Here is a 15,066-nt window from a genome sequence, read left to right as displayed (position 1 = left end):
GCTTGTCCTATCACGAACGCCCTAATGGTACTTACACATCCATAACCTTTGTTTTTGCGATCCGTTTGCGCGGCATCGCCGGCCGAATGTCCGAGGGGAGAGGGAGCATGACACATCTGGACCGATCATCTTTTAGGGGAACCTTTTTCAGCCGCATCTTTGGCGCCGTCCTCCTCCTGGTCCTGATCACCACCGCCGGCGGTTGGGTTTCCGCCGCGGAAAAAAACGTGGACCCCGCCGGGTACCTCTACGCCGAGGTAACCATGATTTCCGGCGGCAACTACCGCGGCGCCATGCGTTGGGGTCGCGAGGAAGCTTTTTGGGGCGACCACTTTAACTCCCGCAAGGAACAACTCCCCTTCCTCAAACACATGCCGGAAAAACGCTCACCCGGCAAACGCTCCTTTGCCTGTCGGTTTGGCGATATTGAACAGATCATCGTCAACGGAACAGAAGACGCCATCGTCCATATGAAATCCGGTTCCATGTTCCAGGTTCGCGGTTACGCCAACGACGTCGGCAGCAAGTTACGCATTTGGGACGAGGAACAGGGCGAAATTGAGATGCGCTGGATGGAAATCGCCAAAATTGAGTTCATCCCCTCCGAAACCAAGAAAAAAGCCTTCCACCAGAAACGGCTTTACGGGGTTGTCAGTACCGATCAGGGCGACCTTGAAGGTTACATCCAATGGGACCTGGAGGAATGCCTGCACACCGACGAACTCAACGGCGAGGTACAGGGCAAGGACAAAGACCTCAAAATGGGTGAGATCAGTGTGATCGAACGCAAAGATCCCGGCGTCACCATTACCCTTAAAGACGGCGTCACCTTCGATATGTACGGTACCAACGACGTCAACTCGGAGAACCGCGGCATTATGGTTGAAAACGCCACCTTCGGCCGCGTCAGGATTTCATGGTCCCGATTCAAAAAGGTCACCTTCCAAGATGTAAACCATACCGGGCCCAGCTTTGACACCTTCGAACACCAAGGCAAACTCAACGGCACGGTCACCCTCAAAAACGGCACCACCAGCACGGGCAATATCGTGTTTAACATGGACGCCAACGAGCAGTGGGCCTTCCTGAACGCCGGCAACAAAGGCATGCACTACACCATTCCGTTGGGCCTGGTCAAAACCCTGGAACCCAGGGATGACCGCCGGTGCTTGGTTATTCTGCACGACGGCACCAAACTCACCTTTTCCGAGGGTCACGACATCGACCACCGAAATCTGGGTCTGTTAATTATGACCAACGACCAAGCCAACCCGGAATACGTGGCATGGAACGACATAAAAACGGTCGAATTCGCCAAATAAGGAACGGCCGCCACAAGCGCCGCGGCCGGGGGCAACCTTTCCCCGACCGCGTGATGTTCCTTCATACCCCGGCTTAATTTACCGCCGGAGGCACAAACGACACCAAGGTCAATACGTTCACAAACCCGTTGAAACACTCGGTTTCCACGTTTTGCAGCCAATTCGCACGCAGATCGGCTACGGTGACCAAACATTCCTCCTCGAAACGCTGGATGACCCGGCCGTTGCGCACGTACAAACGTCCGTTCACATCCTCGCCAAAAGTCGCCGGTCCGGCCAGCGCTTCAAACGGCCCCCCCGCCCCGGTCAACAAGGTGGTCGTCCACTGATCCTGAAGCCGACGCGCGGCCCATAGCTCCCCACCACAATAATCCGCGTACAGGTAATAACCCAACAAACTGGGCGCATCGGGGCCGCGGTACACAAAACCGCCGGTTACCGAGGCACAGAAACTATCAACCGTTGTGTGGGCGTAATCGAGAATCGGGTTGGTAAGGTCCACCGTGTCGCAAGCCGGGGTGTCCACGGGACAATCCGCGTCTTCCTCGAAACACAAAAGGCCTTCCATGCGATCCCAGCCGTAGTTTTCTCCGCCGTTACTCGCCGCCGCTTGGAAATTGATTTCCTCCCGTGCGTTCTGACCCACATCCGCGATGTACAGGTCGCCCGTCACCCGGTCAAAACTGAAACGCCAAGGGTTCCGCAACCCGGTGGCCCAAATTTCGGCCCGGTAGCTTTGATCGTTCACAAAGGGATTGCTCACGGGAATCCCATAATAAGGGGGGGTCGCCACATTTTGGTCGACATCAATGCGCAGCATTTTCCCCAAAAGTTCGTCGGGTTTCTGCGAGCGGCAACCGGGATCGTTGGCACTGCCACCGTCACCCATACCAATGTACAAAAAACCGTCGGGCCCAAACTTCACCTGGCCACCGTTGTGGTTGTCAAAAGGCTGCGTAATCGTCAGCAAGATGCGCGCACTCTGGGGATCGGCACGGTTGGGATCCTGGGCGTCTACCGCGTAACGGGCGATCACCGTGGCGTTGTCGCCGTTCGTGTAATTCACAAAGAAAAAACCGTTTTGGGCGTAGTTCGGGTGAAAAGCCACGCCCAACAAGCCCTGCTCAAAACCCACCGAACTCACCGTTTGGGTAAGGTCCAAAAAGGGCGTGGTTAACAGTTGGTCGTTTTCAAGGATGTGAATGGTACCGGATTGGGTGGTGAGAAACAGCCGTTCGTCACCGGCATGGCTGATATCGACCACCCCGGCCAAATCAACCACGGGCACCAACCGCAAATCTTCAAATTGGCCGAAGGTGGGCAGGCAAATAAAAAGGGCGGATACCCAAAAAGTCAAACACACACGAGGGATCGCGAAAAAAAGGCGGCCGGCGGTGCGGCGCCCGTGCGGGGGCGGAACGAACATCATCAGTCCTCCGAGCAATGGTTTGGAAACGTCCCCTTCATTTTAGAAAGAAGACGCGCCCGCGCGCGTGAGGCTTTTTACGAAAGCGAAGACAGACCCCCAAACTGAAACAAGGCGTCCAGATCGAGGTGTTGCGCCAGGTGGTCGGCGAGCAAATCGTACTGTTGTTGGCGGAAGGCAAAAGCCGACAGCTGTTGGGTCGGGGTGAAATCCGGCTTGAACCGCCGCAGGAGCGCCGCCAAAAACGCGGGCTCGTCGAACAGGCCGTGCAAATAGGTGCCCCAAATGCGCCCGTCCTCAATCATCGCGCCGTCGCCGTGTTGCGCCTGATCACCCGAGGTCAAATCGAGCAAAGGTTCGCCGTCGTCGTCCAACACCGTGCGGCCCATGTGGATTTCGTAGCCGCGCACCATTTGACCCGTAAGCCGACAGCGCCCGTGGCTGAGGGACAGATGTTTGTCACGCGCAAGCTGGGTGCGCACCGGCAGCAGCCCCAAGCCGTCGGATGTACCGGGCGCCCCTTCGACGCCGTGGGGATCGCTTACCGAGCGCCCTAACATTTGGTAACCGCCGCAAATGCCGCCGATCATCCCACCGGCGGCCGAAAAATCCAGGATCGGCGCGGCCCAGCCCGTCCGTTTCAACCAGTCCAAATCAAAACGCACATTTTTACTGCCGGGCAGCAACACCAGGTGGTAATCGTCGAGCGCGCGTGGGTTGGCCAGGTAGCGCAGATCGATCTCGGGCTCTCGTGCCGGCGCCGCGAAATCGGTAAAGTTGGCGATGTGTGGTAGGCGGATCACCGCGATGCGCACCTTGTCGTGGTCCAGCGGGGTTTTCGGGCCCTTGCGTTTGGGCAGCGCAATCGCATCCTCCGCATCGATTTCGAAATCGTAACACCAGGGCACCACGCCCAGCAGCGGTACCGACAGGCGTCCCCGCAAATACGTCAGCCCGTCCTCGAACAGGCTCGCATCGCCGCGGAAGCGGTTGATGATGAATCCGGCCACCCGCTCGCGGTCCTTGGCCGGGAGCACGTCCATGGTGCCGAGGATTTGTGCAAACACCCCGCCCCGATCAATGTCCGCGACAATCACCACCGGCGCATCGCAAGCGTGGGCCATGTCGAAATTCACAAAGTCATTGCGGCGCAAGTTGACCTCGGCGCAGGATCCGGCCCCTTCGATCACAACCGAACCGTAACGGCGCCGCAAGCGTTCCAGTGCCGCAACCGATTCAGCCCGATAAGTCGCCGTATCGCGGAAGTAGGAGCCCGCCTCTTGGTTACCAACCGCGCGGCCGTGCAGCACCACCTGGGCGCCTGTATCCGTATTGGGTTTGAGCAGGATCGGGTTCATATCGGGATGGGGCACCGCGCGGGCCGCTTCCGCCTGAACAAGCTGGGCCCGACCGATTTCGAGCCCGTCGGGGGTCACCCCCGCATTATTGGACATGTTTTGCGCTTTAAACGGCGCCGGCCTGAATCCACGTTGCTGGAAAATCCGACACAGCCCGGTCGTGATCACACTTTTTCCGACATCAGACGCCGTCCCAAGGACGGCCAGCGCGGGGGCGATTGCCATAAAAAACTCCTGTAAACAAGTGACAGCCCAGTCTAACCCAAGCCGCCAAAGCACGCCAAACCGACAAGGTCGATCTCCCGATTGATGGTTCACCGCCCGTTTGAACACGCCGAGTCACCCCAATCTCGTGTATGATGAAACCCATCATAGAATGCGCCGCGCCGATATTTGTCAGTGGGTTACACCCAGCTCTCAATCGGGTTTCTCGTTCTTTCGGTTGTGTGTCCCCGAGCCGGCGCGAATTATCCTGGAGTACCTCATGCGCTTGCTTTTTGCTGTTTTGACCTGCTTCACCGCCGCGATACACCTCGCCGCCGACGGCCCTTTTAGCCAAAAGACCTTGGACCACGCTGCCAAACTTCGCGAATTGGGTTTGAAAGACACCCGCGCCTACAGCCTGGTTGAATCGCTCACCGTGGAAGTCGGCCCCCGCATGGCCGGCACGCCCGCCGACAAACTGGCCGTCGCATGGGCCGAAAAGAAGTTCCGCGAAATGGGGTTTGACCACGTGGCCGCCGAACCCGTGCCCGTCACCCATTGGGTGCGCGGTCCCGAACACGCTTGGATCACCGCCCCCTATCCCCAGGTGCTGCACATTACCGCGCTGGGCCACTCCATCGGCACCCCGCCCGAGGGTCTGGAGGCCGAGGTCTTTATGGTCCCGGACCTGGCCACGCTCAAAAAGTCCAAAGCGGAAGATGTGCGCGGCAAAATCGTGTTTATCAACCACCGCACAGAGAAATCCCGCGACGGGAACACCTACGGGAAAACCGTACCCGGCCGGGCAGCGGGTGCCGCCGAAGCCGCCAAACTGGGCGCCGTCGGCGTTGTCATTCGCTCCATCGGTACCGACAGCCACCGCTTCGCGCACACCGGGGTCATGCGCTACGAGGAAGACGTGAAACGCATCCCCGCGGGCGCCATTTCCAATCCCGACGCCGACATGGTCCAGGCTCAGTTGGAACGCGGCAAACCCGTGCGCATCAAAATGAAACTCGACTGTAAATTGTTGGGAACCGTCATGTCCGCCAACGTCGTCGGTGAAATCAAAGGCAGCGCGTTACCGGACGAAGCCGTCATCATTAGCGCCCACCTGGATTCCTGGGACCTGGGTACCGGCGCGCTTGACGACGGGGCCGGGGTCGCCATCACCATGGCCGCCGCAAAACTGATCGCCGAGGCCGGGGTGCGCCCCAAGCGCACCGTCCGTGTGATTCTGTTCGCCAACGAGGAAAGCGGGCTCGAGGGTTCGCGCCATTACGTGACCACGCACCAGGATAAACTGCAAAACATGATCATCGGGGTTGAGTCCGATTTTGGCGCCGATGTGATCTGGCGTTTCGATACCCGCATCGATGAAGCCTATCTGCCCGTTGCCGACGCAATCCACAAAGCCTTGGAACCATTAGGTATCGCTCGCGGCTCTAACCGAGCATTCGGCGGCCCGGACATGACCCCGTTCCGCATGATGGGTGTGCCGGTTGTCAGCTTGTTGCAAGACGGTACAGATTATTTTGACTTTCACCACACCGCCGACGATACTTTTGACAAGATTGATCCCAAGAAAATGGCGCAAAACGTCGCGGCCTATGCCGTGTTTGCCTTCTTGGCGGCGGAGTCACCCGACGGATTCGGCCGCATCCCGGTCACCGCCGGTTCACCTTAACCCAAACGGCGGGTTCCCCCTTGAATCCGCCCGTTCCATCCCGTGCTAACCCACCACACCAACCCCGTTCCCCGATAGAGGTATGCCATGACCGAAATCCCCCGCATCGGCGTGTTGTTGTTTGAGGATGTTGAACTCCTTGATTTTGCCGGCCCGCTCGAAGTGTTTTCCGTCGCCCACCGCATCGACCCCCGCGCGGTGGCCGCGCCCGTGACCATCGCCGACCGCGCCCCCGTGCGCACCTTCAACGGGTTGCTGGTTCACCCCGATTTTCTTTGGGATGAGGCACCTTACCCCGAGATCCTACTGTTACCAGGCGGCCGTGGTGTTTACCGCGAGCTGGAAAACCCCCCGTTTTTAGATTGGATCAGCAGCCGCGGCCAAGACGCCGACCATGTGATGAGCGTGTGCAACGGCGCCTTGTTCCTTGCCAAAACCAAGCTGGCCGACGGCGACCGCTTAACCACCCACCACACCGATTTCGAGAAGTTGCGCACGCTGGCGGGAACCAATACCGTGGTGGAAGACGCGCGCGTCACCGACAACGGCAAAATCATCACCGCCGCCGGGGTTTCGGCCGGTATCGATATGTCGCTGTACTTTCTTCAGAAGAAGCTGGGTTCCGCTTTTGCGCTGGATGTAGCGCGTTACCTGGAGTACGACTGGAAACCGCACGGCCTCGCCGGGTAGGGTCGGCCGTGAATCCCTTAACGCAGGCCGTCGCGGAACGCATCACGGCTGAAACCGGCGAACCGTTCGACGCCCCGAGGGTAACACCGGTGAGCGGCGGTTGTATTCATCGCGGCTGGTGTTTCAGCCAGGGATCGCGGCGCTATTTTGTCAAAACCAACGACGCCGCCTCAGCGGACATGTTCGCCGCCGAGGCCGAGGGCCTTCAAGCCATCGCCGTCACCAACACCATCACCGTCCCGCATACCATTGCCCACGGCGCCACCCCCGACGGTGCCTATTTGATCCTGAACTGGTGCGATATGCAGGGACGCGGCGATCCACGTCGACTCGGCGCCGATTTAGCCCGTCTCCACGCCGCGCCCGTCGGCAACCGCGTCGGCGCTCCAAGCGGCGAATCTTTCGGCGCTCCAAGCGGCGAATCTTTCGGCGCTCCAAGCGGCGAATCCTTCGGCGCTCCAAGCGGCGAATCCTTCGGCGCTCCAAGCGGCGAATCCTTCGGCGCTCCAAGCGGCGAATCCTTCGGCGCTCCAAGCGGCGAATCTTTCGGCGCTCCAAGCGGCGGATCTTTCGGCTCTCCAAGCGGCGAATCCTTCGGCGCTTCCCGCGACAACTACATCGGCACCACCCCGCAAGCAAACCGTGAACACACCGATTGGTGGGTTTTCTACCGCGAGCAACGCTTGGCCCCGATGTTCGATGCCCTGGAACGAAGGGGTGTCACCTTTCGTGGCGCGACTTCCCTCCTCGACCAACTAGCGCACCGATTCGGCGATCACCAGCCGCGGGTTTCCCTGGTGCACGGTGACCTTTGGACGGGCAACGCGGGCTTCCTCCGCGACGGTACCCCGATTATCTTTGATTGCGCGGCCTACCGCGGCGACGGCGAGGTCGACCTGGCCATGAGCGAACTCTTCGGCGGCTTCGGCCCGGCCTTTTTCGAGGGCTACCGCGAGGTCTTACCCATCGCACCCGGCTACCCTCGACGGCGCACGCTTTACAACCTGTACCACATCCTCAACCACGCCTTGTTGTTCGGCGGCGGTTACGCGTGCCAAGCCCAAAACATGATCACCGAATTGAACTCCGGCTGTTAACCCAAGCGTTTACTGAAGCAAATACCCTTCTTTGACTAGCCACGCCTTGATATCCGCCTCTTTTTGAATGTTTCTCGCTACACGCCAATGAAAAAGATCGGATTGCTCCCCGTCGAACGCAAAATAAGTAACCACCGCTTCTTTCATCCATTCGGGCACGCGTTCCCAAAACAAAGGTGCTTGCCGCGCATCCAATGGAAAAGCGAGCTGTATTTTCAACACCACTTCTCGGTCCGTTAGCAGACCTTCACCATGGAACCGAATAATTTCATCCAAAGGATCGCCAGCCATTTCCAACCTCAACATCAACATACCGACACAGAAGATCAACCATCAATTCTCACCAAAAGTTCTACCGTGGAATAGACACGAGACGATTTGTTCATTTAGAAAAGGTTCCCATTCAGTTGTTCTTCCCGCGGGATCGTAATTTGGACTTCATAAGAACTCACCAGGCAAAGAGCTTTGATGACATCGTGGGCTTCTTCACCAAGGTAAATCAGTAATTCCGGGGTCATAAAGTAGCGAGCGTCGGAAACACTCAATCCAGACCACTTTTCGCCACCAATCGAAAGCGCACATTCTTTGTCTCCGGTAAGGGATGAAAGCGGGAAACCACACTCGGCACGCAGCTCGTGGCGAACACCCCAAAACTGGAAAGGATGCACCCGCTCTTCATCATCTTGAATGAAGAAAACACCCTTTCCATAATCCGCAAGTTTTTCGGTTTCATCCAATGCATGCCTGACCATCCAACGCCGAAAAGGTCTGCCTCCGGTATTGACATGAATTTCGGAAAAATAGCCCAACAGTTCCGTATTGGGATCCGGCCCGAAGAAATATTCCCCAAAGGGTCTCGGGGACCAAGTATGACCGCTAAACCAGGTAACCACCTCCGTGTTTTTGGTTTGTATTTCAATATGCATGATAAGGCTCCAAAACATCGACCGACTGTTGGTTTTTCCTCACGCAGCCGCTAATAGGAAACGCGTATTTTGGGCAAAAAACCGGCAAGCCACCCACCCATTAAAACCGCGCCACAAGAACAAAACCACCATCGTTCCCTTTTGCCATTCATATGTTTCATGGCCTGAGAATGGTATGATAACCGGGTTACCACCTTGTACAAAAACCCAAGCCTTTCTCATACTTTTCGGCCCAAAAACGCTTTTGCCTAAAAGCAAACAGCGTATCTCGTTTGGTTGGAACGAGACTCGGCTGAAAAAAACATTCGGCCGTTTTGCGGCAACGCTTGGGAATCGTTACCACCCCTGAATTGTTTTCATCCATGGACACCCACCCTATCAGGAGACCCCCACATGAAAAAAGTTAACGTGATGCCGCTTGCCGACTTAGCGGATCGTCAGCCCGCCCATGCTTTGGTCGCCGACGTTGACCTTGTCTTGGTTCGTTACGACGATCAGCTCTCTGTCCTCTACGGCCGCTGCCTGCACCGCGGCGCCCTGCTCGCCGACGGCCACATCGACGGCCACAATTTGATCTGTGGTTTGCACGATTGGGATTACCGTTACGATACCGGCGTCAGCGAATACAACAACCACGAGGTTTTGAACAAGTTCACCCACTGGATTGAGGACGACGCCGTCTGGGTCGACGAGGACGAAATCAAAGCTTGGGCCGTCAAGAACCCACAACCCTACAACCACGAAGCCTACCAAGGACATTTCCAGGACCACCACGGCGCACCGGAGGAACCCCACGTCGGGTTAATCCGCGAATTGGCCGAAAACGGTTTGTCCAAGTGGGGTCACCACGGTCCCTCATCCGCCATGGGTGTCGACCGCCGCGCGTTACCCGGCTGGGACGATCTGCAAGTGCTTACCGCCCAGCTCCATCGCATGCCTCTGCTGGACGACAACCCCGTCGGCACCGATTTGGTGATCGGCCCCCGCGCCAAAAAACCGCTCACGCTGAACATCCCCATCTTTGTTTCCGACATGAGTTTCGGCGCTTTATCCGAGGAATCCAAGGTCGCTCTGGCCCGCGGCGCGGAACTGGCCGGCACCGGGATCTGCTCCGGCGAAGGCGGCATGTTGCCCGAGGAACAAGCCGAAAATAGCCGCTACTTCTACGAACTGGCCTCCGCGCGCTTCGGCTTCCAGTGGGACCTTTTGGAAAAAGTGCAGGCCTTTCACTTCAAAGGCGGTCAAGGCGCCAAAACCGGGACCGGCGGCCATTTGCCGGGCGAAAAGGTCAAAGGCAAAATTGCCCAAGTTCGCGGTTTGAAAGAAGGTCAGCCCGCCATTTCGCCCGCCCGTTTTCCCGAGTGGACTCAGCTCTCGCAAATTCGTGAATTCGCCGATCAGGTCAAGGAACGTACCGGCGGCATTCCCATCGGTTACAAGCTCTCTGCCCAGCATGTAGAACGCGATCTCGAAGCCGCGCTGGAAGTCGGCTGCGATTACGTCATCCTCGACGGTCGCGGTGGCGGTACCGGCGCCGCTCCCCTCATTTTCCGCGACCACATTTCTGTTCCCACCATGCCGGCCCTGGCCCGTGCTCGTCGTTTTCTGGACAGCTCCGGCAACAGCGACGTGACCCTCATCGTCACCGGCGGCTTACGCACTCCCGCCGATTTCGTCAAAGCACTGGCGCTCGGTGCCGACGGCATCGCCGTTTCCAACGCCGCCCTGCAGGCCATTGGCTGCCTCGGCATGCGTGCCTGCCATACCAACAACTGTCCCGTCGGCATCGCCACCCAGAAGGAAAACCTGCGTGCCCGGCTGGAAGTCGCCATTGCCGCCAAACGCCTGGCCCGTTTCTTTGATTCCTCCGTCGAACTGATGAAGGTGTTGGCACGCGCCTGCGGCCACGATCACTTCAACCAGTTCAACCAGCGGGATTTAACCACCTGGAAACGCGACGTCGCCTACCTGACCGGCGTCGCCTACGGCGGCGTGGTTCCGCTCTAACGTTTCTCCCCGAACGCCTATTGTTCCGGCCGGCCGCGGGGCCGGTCGCCGCTTCCCAAAAAGAGGACCCCCATGTCTGATTCGTCTCAGCTCGTATGGAGTAAAGTACTCGATCTCGATGAATTACCGGAAGGTCGCGTCAAAACCGTGACGGCCGGCCACACCAGCCTGGCCATGACCCATTACCAAGGAAAATACACGGCACTGGAAAACCGCTGCCCCCACCAAGGCGGCCCGCTCGGCGAAGGTTCGATTGAAAAAGGCTGGCTACGCTGTCCCTGGCACGGCTGGGATTACTGCCCCCACACCGGCAAACCGCCCGGCGGCTTCGAAGACGGCGTGGCCGTCTTCACCACCGAGATCCGCGAGGACGGCGTTTATGTCGGCCTCGAACCCGAGGCGCCCCGCGTCCGCACCGTCTCTGACGTCATGGTCGAAACCATGACCAACTGGGGCGTGCGCCATGTCTTCGGTATGGTCGGTCACTCCAATCTCGGTTTTGCCGACGCCATGCGCGAGGCCGAGGAAGCCGGCAAACTCACCTTCATCGGTATCCGCCACGAGGGCGCCGCCGCCTTCGCCGCCTCCGCCTACGCCAAACTCACCGGTAAACCCGCCGCCTGTTTCGCCATCGCCGGCCCCGGCGCCACCAACCTGTTGACCGGCCTCTGGGACGCCAAGGTTGACCGCGCCCCCGTACTCGCCCTCACCGGCCAGGTCGATACCCAGGTTTTGGGACCGGGCGCCTTCCAGGAAGTGGACCTCTCGACCGCCTTCCGCGGCGTCGCTGCCTGGTCGCAAACCGTGCTTCACACCTCAAAACCCGCCGAACTCATGAACCTCGCCCTCAAAAACGCCCTGCTTAAACGCGACGTCGCCCATCTGATCCTCCCCAACGAGGTCCAGGAATTACCCGCAGGGGAACGGCCGGCCTCCGGCCCGCAAGGTCGCATAACCGAATTGCAGATCACACCCCCGGCGGATGCCTTGCAGGCCGCCGTCGAAAAAGTTCAGGCCGCCAAACGGCCCGTGATCATCGTCGGCCACGGCGCGCGCTTTAACATGGACACGATCACGCAACTCGCGGAAAAACTCAATGCGCCGGTGGTAACCACCTTCAAAGCCAAGGGCCAAATTTCCGACAGCCACCCCTTGGGCTGCGGGGTACTGGGCCGCTCCGGTACCCCCGTGGCAAGCTGGTTTATGAACGAATGCGACCTGCTGCTCGTCTTCGGCGCCTCGTTTTCCAACCACACCGGCATCACCCCCAAAAAACCCATCATCCAGGTGGATTTCGATCCCATGGCGCTGGGCAAGTTCCACAAGGTCGAACTCCCGGTTTGGGGTGAAATCGGGGTGGTCGCACGGCACCTGATCGAACAGGTCGCGGCCGGCCAATCGGAAGATCAGCGCCAAGAAGTCAAACAACGCTGGAGCATTTGGCGCGAGGAAAAGCGGCGCCGTCTCGCCGATGATCGCGGCAACGGCGTCAATTCGGCGTCGGTATTTGAGGCCATGACCCGGCTGATCCCGGAAGACGCGGTGATTGCGTGCGACGTCGGCAACAATACCTATTCGTTCGGCCGTTACTTCGAGTGCCGCCGTCAGTCCGTGCTGATGTCGGGTTACCTGGGTTCCATTGGGTTTGGGTACCCGGCCGCCATCGGCGCCCACTGCGCGGCCCCGGAGCGCAAAACCATTTGCGTTAGCGGCGACGGCGGTTTCGGGCAATATTTGGCCGAGATCCTCACCGCGGTTAAGTACAACATGGACATCACCCACATCCTGCTGAACAACAACGAACTGGGCAAAATCTCCAAGGAACAACGCGCCGACGACCTCGACGTGTGGCAAACCTCGCTGGTTAACCCCAACTTCGCCCAATTCGCGGAAAACTGCGGCGCGTTCGGTATCCAAGTAACGACCAAAGATCAACTGGACGACGCCATTCAACGGGCCCTCGACCACAAAGGTCCGGCGCTGGTCGAAGTAAAAACCGACGTCCACCTGATTTAATTCCCGGTTTGCTAAGAATGAGCCAAGATCCGGTTTGGTAGGAACCAGGCCGGATTAAGATCCCCGTCTACCCTGCCCAAAAAATACCGAGCGATGCAGCTAGGCGAAAAAGCAAGCACCATCTCGAGCAGGTGACAGGCAGATTGAAACAACTGCATTTAATAGAGATACGACCTAGCTCAGCCCCTTGTCACCCATGAATTTCGGTGATTCGGGGACTTTTGGCCGTTCTCCTTTTGCCAAATTCCCGGTGAGTCGAGTAAACCGCCATTCTATGTCCGGGGAACAACCGAATTGCCTAACGCGAACTGGTGACAGGTAGGTTTAAGAGCGATGCAACTAGGCGAAAAAACAAGCACCATCTCGAACATGTGACAGGCAGATTGAAACAACTGCATTTAATAGAGATACGACCTAGCTCAGCCCCCTGTCACCCATGGATTTCGTTGATGCGGGGACTTTTGGCCGTTCTCCTTTTGCCAAATTCCCGGTGATTCGAGTAAACCGCCATTCTATGTCCGGGGAACAACCGAATTGCCTGAGGACCGCGAACAGGTGACAGGCAGGTTTAAGCACTTAAGCATGAGGACCGCGAACAGGTGACAGGCAGGTTTAAGCAACTTTATTTATTAGGGATATGGTCTCACTTGACGCCCGGTCACCCGTGGATTTCGGTGATGCGGGGACCTTTGGCCGTTCTCCTTTTGCCAAATTGCCTGAAGCAGGTAGACTTAGTCTCTTTTCTTTTTGTTTTTTGGATTTCAAACTTTGAGCAGGCGCACCACGGGCATTCAAACAAGCAGACCTTGTTTCTAAGTTTCTTTTTTTATTTCAGTTACGCTTACATGTGCTTGTTTTTTGCACCTTGATCGTCAGATTCGCATCGCCTTCGTTTGACCGCCTCTCGGCGGACTTTGGTGACCTTCTGCATCTTGGTCTGTTCTTGAAGTGCGATCTCTCTTTGAAAAGCTTCGGACCCAAACGCCTGATGCGACCAATCCTCAGGAGCCTTGGACGCAAACTCTTTCCGCCACGCTTCAAGCTCCGCATCAGAAATAGGCAACGCGTATGATTTAATGCCTATCTCGGGATCTGAGGGCAAGCCCTGGAGCCTTAACGCGAGTTCGTCTACCAGTTCGATATAATTTCGCGCACGACGTTTGCGGGGTTGGTTCTTAAGGAAATCGATTGCAGGAAAGTCAATCGCCTCCCCCCTAGCAAGCCCCCGCTTAAGATAACCGGCAGAACACCACGGGTATGCGGACGACGTTCTGCACAAACCTGCAGTCACGGGATTATGCTCGATGTAGCACATGACTTTTAGCAGGCCGTTTTCATCCTCGACGATTTTGCTTTTGTATCGGGCACCCCACAAATGGCCTTTGGTACCTCTCGCACCGTTGAACGCAATTGCGGTTCGATAATTTACCGATTTCATGAATTCAGAAAGATCGGTAAATCGCTTATAACAAGCATCAGCTAGGTTAGGTTGCCATCGCCTTTTTCCTACATTGATCTCCTGGAGGCGCTCAAACCGACGTCTGAGGTCTTCTGCATCCTTCGGCGGTTTCTGCACCTCAAGACAGAGATGATAATGGTTGTCCATAATCACCCACGCAAGGATGTCCACGTAAAAAACGGAGGCAACGTCCTGGAAAATATCCAGCATAACCTGCTTAAAACCTGGCACGTAGTCATCGCCAAGGTAAAATTCTTGTTGTGCGGTTCGCGTCATCACATGGTAATGAGCAATGGGTTTCTCAAGTTTAATTCGAGGGCGTCGACTCATGTCGAACCTCCCCCGATAGGAAAACCAACCGTATTACCGTTGCATTTACCAAATCTAGGGGCGTGACCCGTCTTTTGGCTAAAAAAATTCCTACCGACGATTAGGACCTCTTCAAACGGACAGGTGGGGACTGTCACGTCAAAGGTTCGCCGGTTGGAACTGCCAAGAAACCGGTAGCCGCATTCTTGAACGAATTTGGGTCGGGCGCTCTGGACAGATTCCTTTATCGAATCGCGCCAGATAAGCCCGTGTCTTTGGTGCGTATTTTTGAATCGCAAAGAGATATTTTTCATTTTTCTCCATGCGAGGTTTGGCAAAGACAATTCTAGCAACAGAACAAAATTATCTTAACCGTTTTTTTACATCACCCCCATCTTCACCCTCACGGACAAAATCAAACCGATTAAGGGGAAATGGCTTCCCTGATTTAACCTAACCCGCATTTCTCACAAGGGATTCTGGTACGGGGCAAGCCATGCGATTACGAGGGGGCGGCCTTCCGCATTACTTGATCGTAATCTTCGTACTCACAAGGCTTTCAGCT

At 57.2% G+C, this 15,066-nt stretch carries 11 protein-coding genes; 6 read left to right on the top strand and 5 right to left on the bottom strand.

Features of this window, described 5'->3' with window-relative positions; genetic code table 11:
* Positions 1 to 107: 107 nt before the first annotated feature.
* Positions 108 to 1,322, top strand: a complete 1,215-nt coding sequence (locus J3U88_RS08155) for a hypothetical protein (protein ID WP_207858184.1) — start codon at positions 108 to 110, stop codon at positions 1,320 to 1,322.
* A gap of 73 nt (positions 1,323 to 1,395) precedes the next feature.
* Here J3U88_RS08155 and J3U88_RS08150 read toward each other — a convergent pair whose 3' ends face one another.
* Positions 1,396 to 2,751 carry a PQQ-dependent sugar dehydrogenase gene (locus J3U88_RS08150; RefSeq protein WP_207858183.1) on the bottom strand — a complete coding sequence of 452 codons (1,356 nt, stop codon included), beginning with the start codon at positions 2,749 to 2,751 and terminating at the stop codon, positions 1,396 to 1,398.
* 74 nt (positions 2,752 to 2,825) lie between these two features.
* A complete protein-coding gene (locus J3U88_RS08145) occupies positions 2,826 to 4,331 on the bottom strand; it encodes a cobyric acid synthase (protein ID WP_207858182.1) in 1,506 nt (501 codons plus the stop codon).
* 259 nt (positions 4,332 to 4,590) lie between these two features.
* Between J3U88_RS08145 and J3U88_RS08140 the strand changes: the two genes are divergently transcribed.
* The 3 genes from J3U88_RS08140 (at position 4,591) to J3U88_RS08130 (ending at position 7,784) form a co-directional block, all read left to right on the top strand.
* Positions 4,591 to 5,997 carry a M20/M25/M40 family metallo-hydrolase gene (locus J3U88_RS08140; protein WP_207858180.1) on the top strand — a complete coding sequence of 469 codons (1,407 nt, stop codon included), beginning with the start codon at positions 4,591 to 4,593 and terminating at the stop codon, positions 5,995 to 5,997.
* 87 nt (positions 5,998 to 6,084) lie between these two features.
* On the top strand, positions 6,085 to 6,687 hold the full coding sequence (locus J3U88_RS08135; protein WP_207858178.1) for a DJ-1/PfpI family protein: 603 nt from the start codon (positions 6,085 to 6,087) through the stop codon (positions 6,685 to 6,687).
* Between the two features lie 8 nt (positions 6,688 to 6,695).
* A complete protein-coding gene (locus J3U88_RS08130) occupies positions 6,696 to 7,784 on the top strand; it encodes a fructosamine kinase family protein (protein ID WP_207858176.1) in 1,089 nt (362 codons plus the stop codon).
* A gap of 9 nt (positions 7,785 to 7,793) precedes the next feature.
* Here the strand turns inward: J3U88_RS08130 and J3U88_RS08125 are convergent, their stop codons facing one another.
* On the bottom strand, positions 7,794 to 8,075 hold the full coding sequence (locus J3U88_RS08125) for a hypothetical protein (protein WP_207858174.1): 282 nt from the start codon (positions 8,073 to 8,075) through the stop codon (positions 7,794 to 7,796).
* A gap of 95 nt (positions 8,076 to 8,170) precedes the next feature.
* The gene (locus J3U88_RS08120) at positions 8,171 to 8,710 is read right to left on the bottom strand and encodes a hypothetical protein (protein ID WP_207858172.1); all 540 of its coding nucleotides are present in this window, start codon (positions 8,708 to 8,710) and stop codon (positions 8,171 to 8,173) included.
* A gap of 393 nt (positions 8,711 to 9,103) precedes the next feature.
* On the opposite strand from J3U88_RS08120, the gene J3U88_RS08115 reads away from it, so the two are divergent.
* Together J3U88_RS08115 and J3U88_RS08110 are read left to right on the top strand one after the other, a co-directional pair.
* Complete coding sequence (locus J3U88_RS08115; protein WP_207858170.1) at positions 9,104 to 10,717, top strand: glutamate synthase-related protein; 1,614 nt, start codon at positions 9,104 to 9,106, stop codon at positions 10,715 to 10,717.
* A 72-nt stretch (positions 10,718 to 10,789) separates the two neighbouring features.
* A complete protein-coding gene (locus J3U88_RS08110; RefSeq protein ID WP_207858168.1) occupies positions 10,790 to 12,733 on the top strand; it encodes a thiamine pyrophosphate-dependent enzyme in 1,944 nt (647 codons plus the stop codon).
* Positions 12,734 to 13,574: 841 nt separating this feature from the next.
* Here J3U88_RS08110 and J3U88_RS08105 read toward each other — a convergent pair.
* Positions 13,575 to 14,522: a transposase gene (locus tag J3U88_RS08105; protein ID WP_207858166.1), complete on the bottom strand. Its 948-nt coding sequence runs from the start codon at positions 14,520 to 14,522 to the stop codon at positions 13,575 to 13,577.
* Positions 14,523 to 15,066: the final 544 nt, after the last annotated feature.

Origin of the sequence: Acanthopleuribacter pedis, from assembly GCF_017377855.1 — a bacterium.
Lineage (GTDB): Bacteria > Acidobacteriota > Holophagae > Acanthopleuribacterales > Acanthopleuribacteraceae > Acanthopleuribacter > Acanthopleuribacter pedis.
This window is presented reverse-complemented; position numbering and strand designations above follow the sequence as displayed.

Coding starts and splice junctions, on each gene's coding strand:
- J3U88_RS08155 (WP_207858184.1), top strand. CDS start 108: ATGACACATCTGGACCGATCATCTTTTAGGGGAACCTTTTTCAGCCGC.
- J3U88_RS08150 (WP_207858183.1), bottom strand. CDS start 2,751: ATGATGTTCGTTCCGCCCCCGCACGGGCGCCGCACCGCCGGCCGCCTT.
- J3U88_RS08145 (WP_207858182.1), bottom strand. CDS start 4,331: ATGGCAATCGCCCCCGCGCTGGCCGTCCTTGGGACGGCGTCTGATGTC.
- J3U88_RS08140 (WP_207858180.1), top strand. CDS start 4,591: ATGCGCTTGCTTTTTGCTGTTTTGACCTGCTTCACCGCCGCGATACAC.
- J3U88_RS08135 (WP_207858178.1), top strand. CDS start 6,085: ATGACCGAAATCCCCCGCATCGGCGTGTTGTTGTTTGAGGATGTTGAA.
- J3U88_RS08125 (WP_207858174.1), bottom strand. CDS start 8,075: ATGGCTGGCGATCCTTTGGATGAAATTATTCGGTTCCATGGTGAAGGT.
- J3U88_RS08120 (WP_207858172.1), bottom strand. CDS start 8,710: ATGCATATTGAAATACAAACCAAAAACACGGAGGTGGTTACCTGGTTT.
- J3U88_RS08115 (WP_207858170.1), top strand. CDS start 9,104: ATGAAAAAAGTTAACGTGATGCCGCTTGCCGACTTAGCGGATCGTCAG.
- J3U88_RS08110 (WP_207858168.1), top strand. CDS start 10,790: ATGTCTGATTCGTCTCAGCTCGTATGGAGTAAAGTACTCGATCTCGAT.
- J3U88_RS08105 (WP_207858166.1), bottom strand. CDS start 14,522: ATGAGTCGACGCCCTCGAATTAAACTTGAGAAACCCATTGCTCATTAC.